Origin of the sequence: Sulfurimonas sp. HSL1-2 (assembly GCF_039645565.1) — a bacterium.
Lineage (GTDB): Bacteria > Campylobacterota > Campylobacteria > Campylobacterales > Sulfurimonadaceae > Thiomicrolovo > Thiomicrolovo zhangzhouensis.
In genome coordinates, this window is the sequence record NZ_CP147914.1 from 1,214,456 (window position 1) to 1,231,872 (window position 17,417).

The window sequence follows — 17,417 nt, forward strand, 5'->3', positions numbered from 1 at the left end:
AATTATAACCCATTTGCTATAATGGCGGGAAAATTCAGGGGAGTTTGCGCGCCGTTGCCGTGCCGCACGCCCCTTCTTACGGACGGTCAATGAACATTACATCCTCGATTCAGGCATTTGAAGAAGCACAGACATTGATTCCCGGCGGTGTGGATTCGCCGGTACGCGCCTTTAAAAGCGTCGGCGGGACCCCGCTCTTTATTGAAAAAGGCGAGGGCGCGCACCTCTACGATATTGACGGCAACGCCTATGTCGACTATGTCCAGAGCTGGGGGCCGCTGATCTTCGGCCACCGCGACGAAGCGATCGAGAACGCGGTCTGCGAAGCGGTCCGACGCGGCCTCAGTTTCGGGGCGCCGACGCTCTCAGAAAGCGAGCTGGCCAAGGAGGTTATCGGGATCTTCGACAGCATCGACAAGGTTCGTTTCGTCTCCAGCGGCACCGAAGCGGTCATGAGTGCCATCCGTCTGGCGCGCGGCTATACGGGCAAGGACGACATCGTCAAGTTCGAGGGGTGTTACCACGGTCACAGCGACTCCCTGCTGGTCCAGGCCGGTTCCGGTCTTGCGACCTTCGGCAACCCAAGCTCCCCGGGGGTCCCGGCGGACTTCACCAAGCATACCCTCCTGGCCAAATACAACGACATTGAGAGCGTGCGCAAATGCTTCGAGGATTCCGACAATATCGCCTGTATCATCATCGAGCCGATTGCCGGCAACATGGGGCTCGTCCCGGCGGACAAGGAGTTCCTGGCCGAACTGCGCCTGCTCTGCGATGCCCACGGGGCGCTGCTGATCTTCGACGAGGTCATGAGCGGTTTCCGCGCGACCCTGCACGGCGCCGAATCCATCACGGGGACGACACCGGATATGGTAACCCTGGGCAAGGTGATCGGGGGCGGGATGCCGGTCGGCGCCTTCGGTGGCAAGGCCGAGATTATGGCGAAGCTCTCCCCGGAAGGGCCGGTGTACCAGGCGGGAACGCTCAGCGGCAACCCGGTCGCAATGGCGGCGGGAATCACCGCGGTTCGCAAACTCCGGACCAATGCCAAGCTCTACAGCGTGCTTGAAGCGCGCGCCAAGCGCCTGATGGAAGGGTTCGCAGACGCGGCTGCTAAACACGGTATCGCGCTGAAGACCGATGTACGGGGTTCGATGTTCGGCTTCTTCTTCAACGACAAACCGGTTAAAAACTTCGACGATGCGGCAGCCTCAGACCTGGAGCGCTTCGCCGCATTCCATGCCGGGATGTTGTCGCGCGGCTTTTACTTCGCCTGCTCGCAGTTCGAGACGGGCTTCATCTGTACGCAGATCACGGACGATATGATCGAAGCGACGATCAGTGCCGCCGACGACGTGATGGGGACGCTCTGATGGCCGACAAACATTTGACGGGCCTGACCCCGGAGGGCGGTGAAAACGAAGAGCGCAAGCCGCGCCTCAAACCGATCGTCGAAGGGGCCGAAACGCTCTCGCTCGGCATCTCCATGGTCGTGGCCGTCCTGATCGGGGTGGCGCTCGGGATCGGTCTCAAGAAACTGACCGGTATCACGTGGCTGCTCTGGGTCGGCGTGGTCATCGGGATCGCCGCTGCCTTCCTGAACGTTTTCAAGGCCTATTCAAAACAGTACAAAGAGTTCGAAGAGCTCTCCAAAAACCCGCGCTACAACCCCAAAACCCTGGAAGGTGACGACGACGATGACGATGACGACGCTGCGAAGCACTATTAGTCCCTTCCTCGCCGTTCATATCCTGCTGTACGGCCTGCTGGTTGTCTCCAAAGCGGCCTTTCTCAATGCCCAGATCGCCTTTGTCTCCGCGTTTTTGATCCTGCTGGGTTCGCTTTACAGCTACCGCAAACTCGTGCAGCGCAACCTCGAAAACGAGACGGCGATCCACCAGGACGATCTTGTCGAGAAGATCGACGACCCCTATGACCTTTACAGCGAGAGCGAAGAGGAGGTTGAGAAGGAGAAACCGCTCAAGGATGTCATCAAGGAGGAGAAGGCGCGCCTGAAGGCGAACAAGGCCACCGTGCGCAACGTCTCCAAGTCGACGCCGGCGCTGCTCTCCGTCTACCGCCTGGTACCGTACGGCATCCTGGTCCTCGGGTTTATCGCCCTTAAAAACAACAATATGCTTTTACTCTGGTATTTTCTGCCGGGACTGGCAGCGGGGATCGTGGCAGGGTTCCTGAGCGGAAAGGCGTTGTTCGCCTCCCGCTGATTTAGCGTTTACTGGTTGATGATGGGGATGTTGACCGTGACGGACTTCTTGCCCACCTCGCAGAAGAGGTGGTTCTTCTTACACATCTGCTCAATCGCCGACTTGTAGACTTCGTCAAAAACGTTTCCGCTCACCTTGAGGGAGAAGAAGGTGTACTTTTTCTCTTCGTAGAGGATGTACTCCCCGATACGGAAAGCGAGTTTCGTCGTGATCATTTCACTGCCGCCGAAGGATTCGTACATCTTGTTGAGCAGGCGGATGAACTGGTCGGTGTTGAGACGCGTTTCGGGCATCGTCGGGTCCAGGTCTTTCTGGAAGGACGATTTGTTCCCGATGGAGTTCGTCGCGATACAGAGGTCGATGAGCGAGTAGATGTTGACGAGCTCGCCTTCGATCTCCGGGCGTGAGAACTGGAAAGAGGGGGTCTGGAAAAAGCGGATACCGATCTCCTCTTCGTTGACGTACCCGACCATGATCCCGAAGATCTTGAAGCGGCCGTACTCCAGTTCCATAAAGGTCGTTTTGAAACCGAAGGAGGGGCTGGCGTAGGTGGTGGCCAGCTCGAAGAGGGTGTGGCGGTCGACGGCGCCGAGCAGGTACTGCCCCTCCGCGTTGACGGAGAGGACCTTGCCCGCGGCGCTAAAGAGGATATAGGGGTTGAAATCGTATTCGATCCACTGCTGTTCGAAGGTCATTATTCCTCGATATAGTTCTTGAGTTTACGGCCGACTTTGGGGTGCTTGAGCTTTTTGATCGCACTGCTCTCGATCTGGCGGACGCGTTCGCGGGTGACGTTGAGCTCTTTGCCGATCTCTTCAAGGGTACGGTCGCTTTCGTCGTCCATGATCCCGAAGCGCATCTTGATAACGGCTTTTTCGCGTTCGTTGAGCTGTTCGAGGACGCCTTCGATCTGCACCTTGAGGTCGTCTTTGAGAATAGCGTCGGAAGGGGACAGCGAGGTACGGTCTTCGATGAAGTCTCCGAAGCGGCCGTCCTCTTCGCTGCCGATCGGCGCTTCGAGGGAGATCGGCTCTTTGGTGATCTTGATGACGTTCTTGACCTTCTCGACGGAGAGACCGACCTCTTCGGCGATCGTCTCGACATCCGGCTCTTTCCCGTTCTCCTGCAGGTATTTGCGCATGATCTTGTTGATACGGTTGATCGTTTCGATCATGTGGATCGGGATACGGATCGTACGCGCCTGGTCCGCGATGGCACGGCTGATAGCCTGGCGGATCCACCAGGTGGCGTAGGTGGAGAACTTGTACCCTTTCTGGTACTCGAACTTGTCGACGGCTTTCATCAGACCGATGTTGCCTTCCTGGATCAGGTCGAGGAAAGGGAGGCCGCGGTTGGTGTAGCGCTTGGCGATGGAGACGACGAGACGGAGGTTGGACTTCGCCATCCGTGTCTTCGCCGTTTCGGAAATCGCCTTACCGCGTTTGATCTGCTCGAGGATGTCCGAGAGCTTTTCGGGTTCCATATTGAAGCCGCCTTTGGAGGCCTCTTTGGTCTGGATCAGCTTCTTGATCTCCATATAGGTACCGACCATCGTCGCTTCGGGGACCCGCGCAGCGATATCCTCTTTGGTGAGATCGGTAATGTTGTCGAGGATCTCTCTGTGGTTCTTGCGCAGCAGGTCGTTGAAGAGCGGAAGCTTGTACTCGAGGCGCTTGAGCTCTTTTTCAAACCCTTCGTCACTTTTGAGGGAGGTCTCCATCGATTTGACGAGTTCGTTGATGAGCTTGGAGGTCGGTCCGAGGTCGAGCAGTTTCTCTTTCAGGATCTTCTTTTTGAAGCTGGCCGTCAGGAAGAAGAGGACGATCTCTTCGTTGAGTTCGCCGTCTTCAGCGCCTTCGGGGAGCTTCTCGGAAGATTTCTGCCACTCTTTTTTCGCTTTTTCGAGGGCCTTGAAGCTGCTGACAACGAGTTCGACGCGCTTTTTGTCCTTGGCGCTGACTTTCTTCTCTGCGCCTTCGTCATCGTCGTTGTCGTTATCATCGTCACCGTCGTCCTTTTCGTCTTCAAAGCTTTTGAAGAGCTCTTTGACGCGGCGTTCGCGGTTGATCAGCGGTTCTTTGTAGTCGAGGATGAAATCGATCAGGTAGGGAACGGAACAGATCGCATCGATAATGATGCTTTCACCGAACTCGATCTTTTTGGAGATCTCGATCTCCTCTTCCTTGGTCAGAAGCGGGATCTGTCCCATTTCACGCAGGTACATCCGTACCGGGGAGTCGGAGCGGGACCACTCCATCAGCTCGTGCTGTTTGAGGATGTCGAACTCTTCGCCGCTGGCGTTCTCAATGAGTTTGCGCTGCGCGTCACGGCGTGCTTCTGCTTCCTGCTCGTTCATGAGCTTGGCATGCTCCGAAGCCGTGTAGAGGCAGCGCTTGTTTTTCTCGGCAAGCTTCAGGACGCTTTTGGCCTGGGCCGCTGTCGGGTTTTTCTCAAAAAGTTCCGATACTGCCTCGTAGGTGATACAGTTTTCGGAGGAGTGATCGACAAAAAGGGTTTCGAGGGCTTTATTGAGTTCTTTTGCGGTCATCGGGGGAAAAGCTCCTGGAATAGTGTATTAGGGCGTTTCGGCTTCTCCCGCTTCCGGGAGGGCCGGGCCTGTGGGTTTTGAGTTAAGTGGGGATTATACTTTATAGAGGCTTAGTCTTTGCTTTCTTACAAAAATGAAGTGGCGCTTAAAGGAAGCATATTAATTAATATTACAGGTGATTCAACCCCCTTTGAGGGATTTTGGATATAATCGCACCAAAAATTGCAGGATCTTCTATGAGCACACTCGAAGGAAAAGTCTGGCGGTTCGGCCAGGATATCGACACGGACCTGATTATCGCCGCACGCTATCTTAATACGTCCGATCCCAAGGAACTCGCGAAGCATGTAATGGAGGACGCCGATCCGGATTTCGTTTCGAAAATGGTCCCGGGTGACATCATCGTCGCCGGCAACAACTTCGGCTGCGGTTCGTCCCGCGAACATGCACCGATCGCCCTGAAAGCTGCCGGCGTCGCCGCCGTGATCGCCCCGACGTTTGCACGTATCTTCTACCGCAACGCCTTTAACATGGGGCTGCCGATCTTCGAGCTGGAAGAGAGCGCCGAGATTGCCGAAGGCGATATCGTCTCCGTCGATATGGACAAGGGGACGGTCACGGACAAAACGACCGGGAAGAGCTACGCTTTTACCCCGATTCCGCCGTTTATGCAGGAGCTGCTCTCTGCCGGCGGCTTGATGAATTATGCCGAAGAAGAAGTCAAAGCAGGAGGTAAAGCATGAAAACCTATAACATTGCCCTGATCAAAGGGGACGGGATCGGTCCGGAGATCATTGACGAGGCGGTCAAAGTTCTGGATGCCGTCGCCGCGCGGTTCGACTTTTCCCTGCGTTATGAAGAGGTCCTGATGGGCGGCAGCGCCTACGACGTCACCGGCGACCCGCTCCCGCAGGAGACTATCAATGTCTCCCTGAACTCGGATGCGGTCCTTTTCGGCGCCATCGGCGGCGAAAAATGGGACAACCTGCCGCGCGAGAAGCGCCCGGAGAGCGGTCTGCTGCGTTTCCGCAAAGAGCTCGGCGTCTTCGCCAACCTGCGCCCGGCCGTCGTCTACGACGAACTGGTCAACGCCAGCTCCCTCAAGCCCGAAATCGTCAAAGGCGTCGACCTGATGGTTGTGCGCGAACTGATCGGCGGGATCTATTTCGGCGAACCGAAGGGCTGGGAAGGGGACAAGGCCTACAACACGATGGTCTACACCAAGCCTGAAGTCGTGCGTATCGCCCATACGGCCTTCAAGATCGCGATGGAGCGTAACAAGAAGGTCTGTTCCGTCGACAAGGCAAACGTGCTTGATGTCTCCCAGATGTGGCGCGAAACCGTTGAAGAGGTTGCCAAGGAGTATCCGGAAGTCTCCCTGTCGCACATGTATGTCGACAATGCCGCGATGCAGCTCATCCGCGATCCGAAACAGTTCGACGTCATCCTGACCGGCAACATTTTCGGCGACATCCTCAGTGACGAAGCGAGCATGCTTTCCGGCTCCATCGGGCTGCTGCCCTCCGCGTCCGTCGGCGCGAAGATCGGCGTGTATGAGCCGATCCACGGCTCCGCACCGGACATCGCGGGGCAGGGGATTGCCAACCCGATCGCGACGATTGCCAGTGCCTCGATGATGCTCCGCTTCGCCCTGGGCGAAAACGAGGCGGCAGACCGTATCGACGCGGCCATCAAGCACGCGCTCAAAGACGGTTACCGTACGCGCGACCTCGCCAACTACGACGCCAAAGAGCTCTGCTCCACCAGTGAAATGGGCGACATCATCGCCAACTACGCGGCCAAAGAATGAAAGAGTACCGGGTACTGATCGATTGTCGTGACGAAAAAGGGCTCGTCTACAAAGTCTCGAGTATCTTTTTCAAGTACGACCTGAACATCCTCTCCAACAGCGAGTTCGTCGACAGCGAAACAAACCTCTTCTTTATGCGCAGCGTCGTCAGCGGTTTCATCGACGGGAACGACCTCGAAAAGGAGCTCCGCGCCGTGCTGCCCGAAAAGGCGAACCTGCGTATCATCGCCCCGGAGAAGAAAAACATCGTCCTGATGGTTACGAAGGAGTCCCATGCGCTGGGGGACCTGCTGATCCGCTACGAGGCCGGTGAACTCGATGCCAACATCCTCGGGGTCGTTTCCAACTACGACCTGCTCCAACCGCTGATCGAGAAGTTCGGCATCCCTTTTTATACGGTGTCGCACGAGGGGCTCAGCCGCGACGAGCACGAACAGAAGGTGCTCGAGTGCCTGGCCGGCTTCGGCGAGATCGACTATATCGTCCTGGCGAAGTACATGCGTATCCTGACCCCGAACTTCGTCGAGGCCTACGCCAACAAGATCCTTAACATCCACCACTCCTTCCTGCCGGCATTTATCGGGGCAAACCCCTACAAGCAGGCCTATGAGCGCGGGGTGAAGATCATCGGGGCAACGGCGCACTTCGTCAACAACGACCTCGACGAAGGACCGATCATCTCCCAGGACGTCAAGCACGTCGACCATGCCCACAACTGGCAGGAGATGCAGCGCCTCGGACGCGATATTGAGAAGATCGTCCTCTCCCGTGCCCTGCGCCTGGCCCTCGAGGACCGTATCTTCGTCTACGGGAACCGGACCGTTATTTTTTAACTAAACGCCAAATGAACAAAGTCCATTTGTCTACGCTGCCGCTAAGGCTACTTCGGCAGTAGGCCCACGCGCTTTGCGCTTTTAAAGGCACTCATGTTTAACATCGTCCTCGTCCATCCCCAGATCCCCAACAACACCGGTGCCATCGGGCGCCTCTGCGTCAACACGGGCGCCACGCTGCACCTGATCGAACCGCTGGGGTTTGATATCAGCGAAAAGGCGGTCAGAAGGGCGGGACTGGATTACTGGCACAAGATCGACCTGCACGTCTGGGAGAGCCTGGAGGCTTTTACCGCGGCGCATCCCGATGCCGCACGCTACCACCTGGCGACGACCAAAACAAAACAGCCCTACTTTGAGCATACCTTCAACGCGGGGGACTACCTCTTTTTCGGCAGCGAGACCGCCGGGATCCCGGCCGATGTTCTCAATGCGCACCCGGAAGCCTGTATGACGATCCCCATGACGCGGGAGGGGCGCAGCCTCAACCTGGCGATCAGCTGCGGGATTATCCTCTACAAAGCGATTGAGCAGAATTTTGAGACCTACAAGGAGATGATGTGAACGGAGTAATCGATACGATCATGCTGATCCTCTTCGTGCTTTTCATGTTTGTGATTTTCGGCGGTTACCATCGCCAGAAATTCGAAGAGCGCGAAGCGGAGGAGAAACGCAAAGAGGCAGAGGATACGGACACATCCTCCGATACAAAGGCCTAGGCTCAGAGCAGCCTGTCCGCCAGTCTTTCCAGAGAGTGTTCGAACTTCTCAAACCATGATTCCGCTTTTCTGATCATCTGTGCCATGGGTGCTCCCTTTGTCATTTGATTTGACCCATTTTAGGTCCAGGCGACATCTTTCTTTTAAAATATTGCAATTTGACATATAAATTTGCTACGATCTCTCATCGTTATAGGATTATGCTGTAGAAAACAACGCGTAAAACAAGGAGCCGAAAATGAAAGAGTTTGCCGACATCGTTGAGGAGATCAAGGATATCGTTTCCGGCGAGCTTCCGGGAAAAAAGGTGTTTGACAAGGATGTCGCGTCACTGCTCGGGATCTCTCAGATGAACTTTGCCACCCTGAAAAAACGCAACAAGATCCCCTATGAGGAGCTGCTCAATTTCTGCGCCAAGCGTTCCATCGCGATCAACTGGCTGCTGTTCGGGCAGTCACCCGAGAGCCTCATCGAACCGACCAACAAGTTCTACATGGTCCGCTACTTCAGCGAGATCAGCGCTTCCGCCGGCGGCGGGGCGGATGTGTTTGACGAGGGCTCCGAACCGATGATGCTCAGTGCTAATTTCGTGCAGACGCTGGGCGGGGAGCAGGAGCTGCGCTACATCGAGGCGATCAATGTCAGCGGCGATTCGATGGAGCCGACCTTCAGCTACGGCGACATTATCTTTGTCAACCGGAGCAAAAAGGATATCGGCCGGGGCGGGATTTTTACCATCAATACCGAAGGCGGCCTCTTCATCAAACGCCTCCACAAGCGAATAGATGGTAAAATCGACATTATTTCTGACAACAAAGAGTATCCCGTCCAGACCGCCTCACCCGATGCCATCGAGATCATCGGGCGTGTTGTCGGACGGTTCGGTCAGGTCGATTAACCGTCCCCGCGGCGGGAGCCGGAGTCATAATGTTTTCCCACCCACGCCCTTTGACCGCCGTTGCGGCAGCGCTTTTGCTGCTCTCCCTGGGCGGTTGTACCCCCAAAATGCTCCAAGACACGGCATCCGTCGCGCTGCTGCCCCCTCCGGCGGGGGTGGAGGACCTTCAGCGCTTTCCCCAGCAGATCGATCCCTATCTCATCCGGCTGAACGAGCGCAATGCTACCCTCCCGGTCCAAAGCGCGTATAAAACCGAATACTACAAGGTGTGGCAGGACGATTACGTCCCCGAGGTGCTGGAGGATGCCAAATGGCCCTTTGACGTCTACCGCCCGGAAAACGCCTACGGGCAGAACCTCCAGCCCCTCTCGCAGGCGTGGTTCTATGCGATGCTGCGCGAAGCGGACTGGCAGGCGTACGGCAGCACTGCCGGATGCGCCGTGGCACTGCACCGTTTGGACCTTCGCAACTTCCCGACGCACAAGCCGCTGTTTCACGACCCCTCGGTAGCGGGGGAGGGGTTCCCGTTTGATTACCTGCAGAACAGCACCGTTTTTGCCGGCGAGCCGCTCTACCTTTCGCACTACTCAAAAAGCGGGGCATGGGCCTACGTCCTGACCTCCTACGCGACGGGCTGGGTCCCCTCCGAACGTATTGCACCGGTCGGCGGGGCAGAACGGGAGATACTGCAGGCGCAGCCGCTGGTAGGTCTGCTTGAAGACCGGATGCCGATCCACTCCCTCCGGGGGCAGTATATGTTCGAAGGGTATGTGGGCATGGTCCTGCCGCTGCAGCAAAAAAGCGCGGCACAGTGGCGTGTCGACCCGGCGGGCCATGCCGGTACGGCGGAAATCCCGCATGATGCGGCGGCCGTACTCCCCATGACGTTTACGCGTGAGAATATGCGGCGGGTCATCACACCGGTGATGCAGACAACCTACGGCTGGGGCGGCCTCTACGGCGAGCGGGACTGCTCCTCGACACTGCGGGACATCTTCGCCCCATTCGGCCTCTGGCTGCCGCGCAACTCCTACAAGCAGTCCCGGGTGGGGAAGGTCGTCTCCTTCGAAGGCCTTGACGACGCCGCGAAACTGGCCAGGATCGCTGCCGAGGGCAAGCCCTTTGAAACACTGCTCTACCTCAAGGGGCACATCCTCCTCTACCTGGGGATCTACGACGGCGAGCCGGCGGTCCTGCATACGGTCTGGGGCGTCAAAACTGTTGACGACGAGGGGAATTTCGGCCGGCACATCATCGGGAAGACCGTCATATCATCCCTGCGTCTCGGGCATGAACTGGAAGGGTACAGCGACGAATACTCACTGCTGCATAAAGTGGAAAGTATGAATTTCGTTTTCGAACAGGAGGAGGAGTAGGTACCGCGGAGGCGGTACGCTGCTTAGTGAAGGTCGGCGTTGAGCTTGACTTCGCGGCGGGAGCGCAGGGCGACCATCTCGCCGGTAAAGGAGTCCTGGCGGTAGTGGATGCCGTTGAGGCCCGCGAGATCTTTTCCTTTGAACCAGTCGCCTTCGAGTTCGACACCCGGGTTGGCGGCTTTGATCTTTTCGAGCTCTTCGTATTCGATGAGGAACTTCGTCCCTTCGAGGATCGCGATGCCCGCATCGATGATACAGCCGTCGCCCAGCGGGATGCCGCAGACGGAGTTGGCGCCGAGGAGGCAGTTCTTGCCGATGGAGATAGGGTTGCCGTCGGTGCCGCTGAGGACGCCGAGAATGGATGCGCCGCCGCCAACGTCGGAGCCGTCACCGACAACCGCGGAGCTTGAGATACGCCCTTCGACCATGCTGACACCCGTCGTACCGGCATTGAAGTTGATGTAACTTGCTCCCGGCATAACGGTCGTACCGGCATGCAGCTGGGCACCGAAGCGGACCTTGGACGTTTCAAGGATACGGGTATTGTCCGCCGGGATGATGTGCTGCAGGAAGCGCGGGAACTTGTCGACGAAATCAACATGCGGGTACTGGCCGGAGAATTTGAGTTCGATTTCATTTTCACGGAGCCAGTCGAGTTCGATCGGCTGACCGTCGCTCCAGGCGACGTTCGGCAGGGCACCGAAGGCACCGCCCAGGTTGATGCTGCGCAGGGCGACTTTGCCCAGGGACATCGCATAGAGTTTCAGGTAGGTGGCTTCGACGCTCTGGCACGGCGCATCGTTGAAGATAAAGACGACGCGGAACTCGCCGTCGCGCATGCCGCTCTCTTTGATCTGGTTGTACAGCGCCGAGATCACCTGGATGTTCTTGTGAGCATCACCGTAAGCCTCGTCCGCGTAGGGCGTGAAAGCGTTCAGACAGCTCTCGAGGAACGGCAGAGTCACTTTACAGATCGCCTCGTCGCCGCTGATATCTACCGGGCAGCCGCTCTCGCCGAGCGCCTCCATGAAGATGGCTGCACTGCCGAAGTTTTCATTCCAGTTGACGACCGGATAGGTCGCCTGCAGGATCTTGTCGGTGTTCAGCTGGCCGAAATCGACCCGGCAGATACCGAAGGCGACCGGCGCCTTGTACCCTTTGCCGTTTTGAATGTCAGCCACTTTGGCCTTGAATGCGTCTGCAGTTTCAATCATTTCCATAGAGCAGGTTCCTTGAATTTTTTCGGAATTTTAACACAGACCAGCTCTGATAACCCTGCATCTGCGTCGTTGGGAAGATTTTCTAAGGCGCGTATTAAGCCGTATTGTTGATGCAAAACCGAAGCTCTCGGTTAGAAGTTGCGGTGTTATACTTTCGCAAAGGATTGAAGCAATGAGCAACTGGTCGACGCTATTACAGTCGGATGATTACCTGGGAGTCAAAAAGTATCTGAAAGAGGGTGCCGACGTCAATGAAAAGAGCGAGCACGGCGAATCCGTCGTCTCGCAGGCCCTTCGGCTGCGCTGCAGCGATGAGCTGCTTGAGCTGCTCGTCGCATCGGGCGCGGACCTTTTCGATGCCGACGACGAGGGGGTAAGCGTTTTCGATGTCGCCATCACCTACAACAACCCGATGATGGTCCAAAAGCTGATCGACGAAGGGATCGACGTCAATGAAACCCGGCGTTCGAGCGGATTCACCCCGCTGATGGCCGCGGTCTGCTATAACCGCAAGGCGATCGTCGAAATGCTGATGTCGAACGGGGCGAACACCGCCATCAAAGACAAGCTGGGACTCACCGGTGCCGATTACGCCCGCAAAACCCACCGCAAGCAGATGCTCGGTCTCCTGGGAGAAGAGGAGGGCGCGTGATGGAACAGGCCAAGACCGTCTTTCTGCTTTCGTTCCTGGCCGTGCTCTTTGTTATGCTCGGCGGCTACTTCGGCGGGGTGACCGGTGCGCTCATCGGGCTGCTCCTGGCCAGTGGCATGAACTTTTATGCCTATTTCTACTCGGACAAAATGCTGCTGCGGCACTACCATGCCGAACCGGTCACGCCGGAACAGAACCCGCGGCTCTACCGTATCATCAGCTCCCTGGCGCACAAGGCAGGGCTGCCGGTCCCGGCAATGTACATCATTCACGAGGCAACCCCGAACGCCTTTGCGACGGGGCGTGACCCCGAGCACGCGGCCGTCGCCATCACCGAGGGTCTGCTGCGGATGCTCGACGACGAAGAGGTCGAAGCCGTCATGGCCCACGAACTCTCCCATGTCAAGCACCGGGATATGCTTATTGCCACGGTGGCGGCCTCCATCGCCGGGGCCATCGCGATGATTGCCAACATGATGCAATTCGGCGCCATGTTCGGCAACAACCGTGACCGCAACCCCATCGTCATGATCGTCCTTTCGCTGCTGCTGCCGGTGGCTGCCAGCGTGATCCAGATGACCATAAGCCGCTCCCGTGAGTTTATGGCGGATGCCGGTGCCGCGCGGATCACCGGGCACCCTGAATGGTTGCAGCGGGCCCTGCGCAAACTCGAAACCTACAATGCCCGCGGCAGCGTCCGGGGCGCGACCCCGGAAAACGCGCATCTTTTCATTGTCTCCCCCTTTAACGGAAAACAGCTCTCCTTCGGGGAACTGTTCCGCACCCACCCGACGACGGAGCAGCGCATCGCCCGCCTGGAGTTGCTCAAAGCAGAGGGCACGACCCGGCGTTTCGAACGTCATTACCGCTAAAAAAGCTTCTCCTGACGTTCGTTCTCGAGCGGCTTGCGCTTCTCCTTGCTCAACCACTCTTCGAGCAGGTGCTCGACGACCTTGCTCAGGCTCATTTTATAGCGCTGACGCGCATATTTCATGCTTTCGTTCCAGACCTCTTTATCGACGATGAGTGAACGGGTTATCTCGTTTTTCGGCTTCATGATATCATCCAATATTAATTATATACAAAATTATATAGTAATTTTCAGGATACGTCAAACCGGGGCTGACGGTTAAAGCCTTTTTAAAAGAGGGGAGAATAGAATGGTTGGCAAGGAGTGTCTATGAACCTGTCCAACGTTATTTCCGGCTTCTTTATCATCCTCGCACTGACGACGAACTTCGGTTTCTTTTACGGGGATCCGACGGTCATTGCCGAGCACAGCCGGTATGAGCTTTTCGCGGCGATTATCTTCAACCTGATCGCCACCGTCTACAAACTGGGGGACAAGACGCAGATCGGAGCCGTTTTGCTGGCCACGAGTCTCGTCGCCGACATTCAGCTGATCAGCTCCGCATCGGTCTGGGCTTTCGGCGAGTATGTCGTCGGCATGAATACGGAGGTGGTCGTCGCCATCATCTCCCTTTCGGGCGGGGCCATGATCGCCAATATCGTTTCCGTCATCCTCTTTACGGCGGAAACCATCAAATCAAAGCGCTGAGGCCGTGGACAATACCGCGCTATTCCTGATCATCCGGCGCCTCCGGGTGCCGATGTTCGTCCTCATTACGACCTTCGCCATCTCCATCCTGGGGATGGTGCTTATCCCCGGCGTGGACGAGCAGGGGAAGGCGTACCACCTGAGCTTTTTTGACGCCTTCTATTTTGTCACTTACACCGCTTCGACGATCGGTTTCGGGGAGACGCCCTATACCTTTACCTACCCGCAGCGGCTCTGGGTCTCTTTTTCCATCTACCTCTCCGTCATCGGCTGGTTCTATGCCATCGGCGCCATCGTCGCATTGATGCAGGACAAGGTACTCGCGTCCCAGATCGACCTGGCGAAGTTCAGGGGCAAGATCCACAATATCCGTGAACCGTTTATCATCTTTGTCGGCTACAACCTGCTGGCCAAAAGCATCATCCGCAAACTGAGCGACGAGGGGATACAGTCCGTCGTTATCGAGAACGACGCGATGCGGATCGATGAGATGGTCCTGGCCAATTACACGCTGGAGATCCCGGCGCTGCACGGCGACATCAACGACCCGGACGTCCTGCGCATGGCCGGCATCAACAAGCCGCAGTGCCAGGCGGTCGTTTCGCTCTCCAGCGACGACGCGATGAACCTGCACACGGCGATGGCGGCAAAACTGCTCAACCCCAGGGTGAAGGTGATCGTCGAGGCGACGTACGAGGAGTATGCGGACAACCTCAATACGATCGGGATCGAGATCGTCGAGAACCCTTTCAAGATCGTCGCCAAACGGCTCTACATGGGTCTGCGTGCGCCATCCCTGCTGATGCTGGAGCAGTGGATCTACGGAGAACCGCTGCAGCTGCACCCGCGGGACATGATCCCGACCGAGGGCAAGTATATCGTCTGCGGGTACGGGCGGATGGGCAAAGCGCTTCGCATCGCACTCAAGCGCGCCGGCATCGAGTACGTCTTTATCGAGACGAATCCGAAAAAAGTGCGCCAGCTGCGCAAGGACGACGTCCATATCATGGTCGGCGAAGGCCAGGACAAAAGGCTGCTGCTTGAAGCGGGCGTCAAAGAGGCCTCCTGCATCATCGCGGGCATGAACGACGACTTTATCAACCTGAGCATCGTCATGGCGGCGAAGAAACTCAATCCGGGTATCTTCACCATCGCCCGCCAGAACAACATCCATGACGACAGCGTTTTCAAGGCCGCGGACATCGACCGGGTCACCATCGTCAAGAACCTGCTGATCAACCAGACCTACATTGCCATTGCGCGGCCGCTCAGCGAGCGTTTCCTGCAGCTCATCAAAAACAAGGGTGCGGAGTGGGGCGACGGTCTTATCATGACACTCAAACAGATCATCGGTGATAATCCGGAGAAGCTGGAGACGGCCGTGGACGAGGAACACGCCTATGCGCTCTGCCGCCACCTTGAGAAGGGACGTGCGGCGCCACTGGAAATATTGCTCCGCAGCCGCAGGGATCACCGCTACTGCAACCAGGCGGTTGCGCTCTACCTGCGGCGCGGCGATGAGGATTTCCTGCTCCCGGACCCGGACATGCCTCTTCAGATCGGCGACCAGCTGCTCTTTGCCGGGGACAGGGAGTCATTCGAGGATATCGCCTACAGTATGGAGAACCTCTATGAACTCGAATATGTCCTCGAAGGCAAAAGCTGCGCGACTTCGGTGAGCTGCCGTCTCCATACGGGACGCTGATCAGACGATATCGAGCACGCCGATCTCGCTGGGGGCCAGTACCCGCAGCGGCGGCCCCCAGTAGCCTGTCCCCCGGCTGACGTAGATCTGTTTTTTCTCATCGACACGGTAGAGTCCCGCAAGGTAGGGCTGATCGATCATCACCAGCAACCCGAACGGGAAAATCTGCCCGCCATGCGTATGGCCGCTGAGCATAAGGTCATACTCCTTGTGCTGCATGATCCGCGTGCTTTTGGGCTGATGGGCGAGGACGACGGTTTTAAGGGCGGAATCGCACTGTGAAAAGGCCGCTTCGACATCGTAGGGCATGACGCCCATGCGTTTCGAGATCAGGTCATTGATGCCGACGAGGTTGAAGCGGTCGGCAATGCGTACGCTTCGGTTGTCAAGCACGGTGATACCGAGGACATCGCGCAGGTGGGCGACAATCTCCTCCACGCCGTGAAAATACTCGTGATTGCCGGTAATAAAAAAAGTCCCGAATCGCGACTGCAGGGATGTAAGCGGCTGCAGCATCTCGGCGACATGTTCGATCTTGCGGTCGACGAGATCGCCCGTAATGACGACCATGTCCGGGCGCAGTGCATTGATACGCTCCACGCACGATGCCATGAACTCCCTGCGGATCGCCAGGCCGACGTGGACGTCACTGAGCTGGACGATGCGGAAGGGTTCGGCATCCGCCTCACCGAGCGAGATACGCTCAAAGCGCAGCATCGGCCGGCGAAGCCCGCCGATGAGGCCCCCGAAAAGGTAGCTGACCGCGGCGATGATCATGGTGAGATCAAAGCCGATCTTGATGAAGCGTCGGCGTTCGGGCTGAAAAGGGATGCGCTCGGCCGCGGTATGCATCAGGTCGTAGACGAGGGCGACGAAAAAGAGGATAAAGGTGATGCCGACGCTGCTGCTAAGCAGGTAGTAGAGTATCGGCGAATCGGGCAGAAGGTGGGTCAGCGTCTGAAAGACAAAAAAGACCTCGACGACGAAAAGAGTGAGCGCAATCGATTTCCACGTAGCCGAAGCACCGAAGTGAAGCCGCCGGAAGAAACGCCGGTAGACGTAGAGGTTCAGCGCACCCATGACGGCGGTGAAGACAAAGCCGAAAAGCAAAAAGCGTATCATGCTATCTGGTAGGCGATCTCTGCGTCGTGCAGGAAGTCGGTGAAGAGTGCAAAGGCATCATCAACGGCAGGGCTTTCACTGCCGGCGACGGAGATCTCGACACGGGGGACACCGTCCCGCAGCATCGGAAGCGAAGAGAACTCGATCGCCTCGGGTACTTTTTTCATCACGTCGATGAGCGTATTCTCGCTCGTCTCTGCAATCAGTGTCTTTCGAAAAACGTGTTTTTGCCGGGAATAGTGCCCTTTGATGGCAGCTTCGATCATCGGGTGTGCCATTTCAGGGAAACCCGGGACGAAAAAGTACCGGTGCTCCAGGGCGAACCCGGACATGTTGTTGACGGGGTTTTTGAGCAGGGTTACGCCGACGGGCAAGTCCGCCATATGGATACGATGCGGACGGGCTTCGTCGCCGAAGCGCTCGATGATGTCCTGTTCGAACTGAAAATGGCGCCGCAGCGGTTGGCCGGTAAAGACCTTGGCCGCGATGGGGCGGGTGAGATCGTCCGGGGTGGAGCCGATCCCGCCGAAGCTGAAGAGCACGGCATCGGGGTCGGCGAGAATCATCCGGTAGGCCGCTTCGATGAGTACGGCATCGTCCTTGATCACCATAGAGGCGAAAAGGGTGTGCCCGTACGCTGCCAGCGCTTCTTTGAGGAAGGTGAAGTGTTTGTCGTTCCGACGTCCGTTGAGGATCTCGGTGCCGATGATGACGGCATAAAAATGTGGCGTATTCATAGGGGTATTATAGC

General features: G+C 57.2%; 20 protein-coding genes. 14 read left to right on the forward strand and 6 right to left on the reverse strand.

The annotated features are described in order from the left end of the window. Positions 1-89 precede the first annotated feature (89 nt). From hemL to WCX18_RS06195, 3 genes are read left to right on the forward strand one after another with little or no spacing between them, the layout of a single operon-like run. The gene (gene hemL, locus WCX18_RS06185; RefSeq protein ID WP_345990656.1) at positions 90-1,373 is read left to right on the forward strand and encodes a glutamate-1-semialdehyde 2,1-aminomutase; all 1,284 of its coding nucleotides are present in this window, start codon (positions 90-92) and stop codon (positions 1,371-1,373) included. Continuing rightward, the gene (locus WCX18_RS06190) at positions 1,373-1,729 is read left to right on the forward strand and encodes an AtpZ/AtpI family protein (RefSeq protein WP_345990659.1); all 357 of its coding nucleotides are present in this window, start codon (positions 1,373-1,375) and stop codon (positions 1,727-1,729) included. The genes hemL and WCX18_RS06190 overlap by 1 nt, the downstream gene beginning before the upstream one ends. Continuing rightward, entirely contained in the window at positions 1,698-2,225 is a 528-nt protein-coding gene (locus WCX18_RS06195; protein WP_345990660.1) for a hypothetical protein, read from the forward strand. Before WCX18_RS06190 ends, WCX18_RS06195 begins: the two co-directional genes overlap by 32 nt. An 8-nt stretch (positions 2,226-2,233) precedes the next feature. Here the strand turns inward: WCX18_RS06195 and WCX18_RS06200 are convergent, their stop codons facing one another. Both WCX18_RS06200 and rpoD read right to left on the reverse strand, forming a co-directional pair. Continuing rightward, positions 2,234-2,920, reverse strand: coding sequence for a hypothetical protein (locus tag WCX18_RS06200; RefSeq protein WP_345986735.1), 687 nt, complete (start codon positions 2,918-2,920; stop codon positions 2,234-2,236). After that, complete coding sequence (gene rpoD / locus WCX18_RS06205; protein WP_345990661.1) at positions 2,920-4,773, reverse strand: RNA polymerase sigma factor RpoD; 1,854 nt, start codon at positions 4,771-4,773, stop codon at positions 2,920-2,922. The genes WCX18_RS06200 and rpoD overlap by 1 nt, the downstream gene beginning before the upstream one ends. 236 nt (positions 4,774-5,009) lie before the next feature. Between rpoD and WCX18_RS06210 the strand changes: the two genes are divergently transcribed. The 7 genes from WCX18_RS06210 (at position 5,010) to WCX18_RS06240 (ending at position 10,409) form a co-directional block, all read left to right on the forward strand. After that, on the forward strand, positions 5,010-5,516 hold the full coding sequence (locus WCX18_RS06210) for a 3-isopropylmalate dehydratase small subunit (protein ID WP_345986737.1): 507 nt from the start codon (positions 5,010-5,012) through the stop codon (positions 5,514-5,516). Beyond that, a complete protein-coding gene (leuB, locus tag WCX18_RS06215; RefSeq protein ID WP_345990662.1) occupies positions 5,513-6,583 on the forward strand; it encodes a 3-isopropylmalate dehydrogenase in 1,071 nt (356 codons plus the stop codon). The genes WCX18_RS06210 and leuB overlap by 4 nt, the downstream gene beginning before the upstream one ends. Further along, positions 6,580-7,416 carry a formyltetrahydrofolate deformylase gene (purU, locus tag WCX18_RS06220; protein ID WP_345990664.1) on the forward strand — a complete coding sequence of 279 codons (837 nt, stop codon included), beginning with the start codon at positions 6,580-6,582 and terminating at the stop codon, positions 7,414-7,416. The genes leuB and purU overlap by 4 nt, the downstream gene beginning before the upstream one ends. A 93-nt stretch (positions 7,417-7,509) precedes the next feature. Beyond that, positions 7,510-7,980 carry a tRNA (cytidine(34)-2'-O)-methyltransferase gene (locus WCX18_RS06225; protein WP_345990666.1) on the forward strand — a complete coding sequence of 157 codons (471 nt, stop codon included), beginning with the start codon at positions 7,510-7,512 and terminating at the stop codon, positions 7,978-7,980. After that, positions 7,977-8,135 (forward strand): hypothetical protein, encoded by a 159-nt coding sequence (locus tag WCX18_RS06230; RefSeq protein ID WP_345990668.1) that lies wholly within the window; start codon positions 7,977-7,979, stop codon positions 8,133-8,135. Before WCX18_RS06225 ends, WCX18_RS06230 begins: the two co-directional genes overlap by 4 nt. A 238-nt stretch (positions 8,136-8,373) precedes the next feature. Then, complete coding sequence (locus WCX18_RS06235; protein ID WP_345986742.1) at positions 8,374-9,033, forward strand: LexA family transcriptional regulator; 660 nt, start codon at positions 8,374-8,376, stop codon at positions 9,031-9,033. Positions 9,034-9,062: 29 nt separating this feature from the next. Further along, positions 9,063-10,409: an SH3 domain-containing protein gene (locus tag WCX18_RS06240; RefSeq protein ID WP_345990670.1), complete on the forward strand. Its 1,347-nt coding sequence runs from the start codon at positions 9,063-9,065 to the stop codon at positions 10,407-10,409. A gap of 23 nt (positions 10,410-10,432) precedes the next feature. On the opposite strand, the gene WCX18_RS06245 is transcribed toward WCX18_RS06240, so the two are convergent. Next, positions 10,433-11,629, reverse strand: a complete 1,197-nt coding sequence (locus tag WCX18_RS06245; protein ID WP_345990672.1) for a tetrahydrodipicolinate N-succinyltransferase N-terminal domain-containing protein — start codon at positions 11,627-11,629, stop codon at positions 10,433-10,435. 172 nt (positions 11,630-11,801) lie between these two features. On the opposite strand from WCX18_RS06245, the gene WCX18_RS06250 reads away from it, so the two are divergent. Beyond that, the gene (locus tag WCX18_RS06250) at positions 11,802-12,281 is read left to right on the forward strand and encodes an ankyrin repeat domain-containing protein (RefSeq protein ID WP_345990674.1); all 480 of its coding nucleotides are present in this window, start codon (positions 11,802-11,804) and stop codon (positions 12,279-12,281) included. Continuing rightward, positions 12,281-13,153 (forward strand): zinc metalloprotease HtpX, encoded by an 873-nt coding sequence (gene htpX / locus WCX18_RS06255; protein WP_345990676.1) that lies wholly within the window; start codon positions 12,281-12,283, stop codon positions 13,151-13,153. Before WCX18_RS06250 ends, htpX begins: the two co-directional genes overlap by 1 nt. On the opposite strand, the gene WCX18_RS06260 is transcribed toward htpX, so the two are convergent. Next, on the reverse strand, positions 13,150-13,350 hold the full coding sequence (locus tag WCX18_RS06260) for a hypothetical protein (protein ID WP_345971446.1): 201 nt from the start codon (positions 13,348-13,350) through the stop codon (positions 13,150-13,152). The two genes, htpX and WCX18_RS06260, sit on opposite strands and share 4 nt — an antisense overlap. 111 nt (positions 13,351-13,461) lie before the next feature. On the opposite strand from WCX18_RS06260, the gene WCX18_RS06265 reads away from it, so the two are divergent. Both WCX18_RS06265 and WCX18_RS06270 read left to right on the forward strand, forming a co-directional pair. Continuing rightward, positions 13,462-13,839: a DUF6394 family protein gene (locus WCX18_RS06265; protein WP_345990677.1), complete on the forward strand. Its 378-nt coding sequence runs from the start codon at positions 13,462-13,464 to the stop codon at positions 13,837-13,839. 4 nt (positions 13,840-13,843) lie between these two features. Then, positions 13,844-15,544: an NAD-binding protein gene (locus WCX18_RS06270; protein WP_345990680.1), complete on the forward strand. Its 1,701-nt coding sequence runs from the start codon at positions 13,844-13,846 to the stop codon at positions 15,542-15,544. Here WCX18_RS06270 and WCX18_RS06275 read toward each other — a convergent pair whose 3' ends face one another. Both WCX18_RS06275 and WCX18_RS06280 read right to left on the reverse strand, forming a co-directional pair. Further along, positions 15,545-16,666, reverse strand: coding sequence for a metallophosphoesterase (locus WCX18_RS06275; protein ID WP_345990682.1), 1,122 nt, complete (start codon positions 16,664-16,666; stop codon positions 15,545-15,547). Continuing rightward, a complete protein-coding gene (locus WCX18_RS06280; protein WP_345990684.1) occupies positions 16,663-17,403 on the reverse strand; it encodes a molybdopterin-binding protein in 741 nt (246 codons plus the stop codon). The genes WCX18_RS06275 and WCX18_RS06280 overlap by 4 nt, the downstream gene beginning before the upstream one ends. Between the last annotated feature and the right edge of the window lie 14 nt (positions 17,404-17,417).

What these genes read in the sequence shown, in the direction of transcription:
- leuB (WP_345990662.1), top strand. Translation starts at nt 5,513, where the DNA reads ATGAAAACCTATAACATTGCCCTGATCAAAGGGGACGGGATCGGTCCG.
- htpX (WP_345990676.1), top strand. Translation starts at nt 12,281, where the DNA reads ATGGAACAGGCCAAGACCGTCTTTCTGCTTTCGTTCCTGGCCGTGCTC.
- WCX18_RS06225 (WP_345990666.1), top strand. Translation starts at nt 7,510, where the DNA reads ATGTTTAACATCGTCCTCGTCCATCCCCAGATCCCCAACAACACCGGT.
- WCX18_RS06195 (WP_345990660.1), top strand. Translation starts at nt 1,698, where the DNA reads ATGACGATGACGACGCTGCGAAGCACTATTAGTCCCTTCCTCGCCGTT.
- WCX18_RS06250 (WP_345990674.1), top strand. Translation starts at nt 11,802, where the DNA reads ATGAGCAACTGGTCGACGCTATTACAGTCGGATGATTACCTGGGAGTC.
- WCX18_RS06275 (WP_345990682.1), bottom strand. Translation starts at nt 16,666, where the DNA reads ATGATACGCTTTTTGCTTTTCGGCTTTGTCTTCACCGCCGTCATGGGT.
- WCX18_RS06190 (WP_345990659.1), top strand. Translation starts at nt 1,373, where the DNA reads ATGGCCGACAAACATTTGACGGGCCTGACCCCGGAGGGCGGTGAAAAC.
- purU (WP_345990664.1), top strand. Translation starts at nt 6,580, where the DNA reads ATGAAAGAGTACCGGGTACTGATCGATTGTCGTGACGAAAAAGGGCTC.
- WCX18_RS06240 (WP_345990670.1), top strand. Translation starts at nt 9,063, where the DNA reads ATGTTTTCCCACCCACGCCCTTTGACCGCCGTTGCGGCAGCGCTTTTG.
- WCX18_RS06235 (WP_345986742.1), top strand. Translation starts at nt 8,374, where the DNA reads ATGAAAGAGTTTGCCGACATCGTTGAGGAGATCAAGGATATCGTTTCC.
- WCX18_RS06245 (WP_345990672.1), bottom strand. Translation starts at nt 11,629, where the DNA reads ATGGAAATGATTGAAACTGCAGACGCATTCAAGGCCAAAGTGGCTGAC.
- WCX18_RS06200 (WP_345986735.1), bottom strand. Translation starts at nt 2,920, where the DNA reads ATGACCTTCGAACAGCAGTGGATCGAATACGATTTCAACCCCTATATC.
- hemL (WP_345990656.1), top strand. Translation starts at nt 90, where the DNA reads ATGAACATTACATCCTCGATTCAGGCATTTGAAGAAGCACAGACATTG.
- WCX18_RS06280 (WP_345990684.1), bottom strand. Translation starts at nt 17,403, where the DNA reads ATGAATACGCCACATTTTTATGCCGTCATCATCGGCACCGAGATCCTC.
- rpoD (WP_345990661.1), bottom strand. Translation starts at nt 4,773, where the DNA reads ATGACCGCAAAAGAACTCAATAAAGCCCTCGAAACCCTTTTTGTCGAT.
- WCX18_RS06210 (WP_345986737.1), top strand. Translation starts at nt 5,010, where the DNA reads ATGAGCACACTCGAAGGAAAAGTCTGGCGGTTCGGCCAGGATATCGAC.
- WCX18_RS06265 (WP_345990677.1), top strand. Translation starts at nt 13,462, where the DNA reads ATGAACCTGTCCAACGTTATTTCCGGCTTCTTTATCATCCTCGCACTG.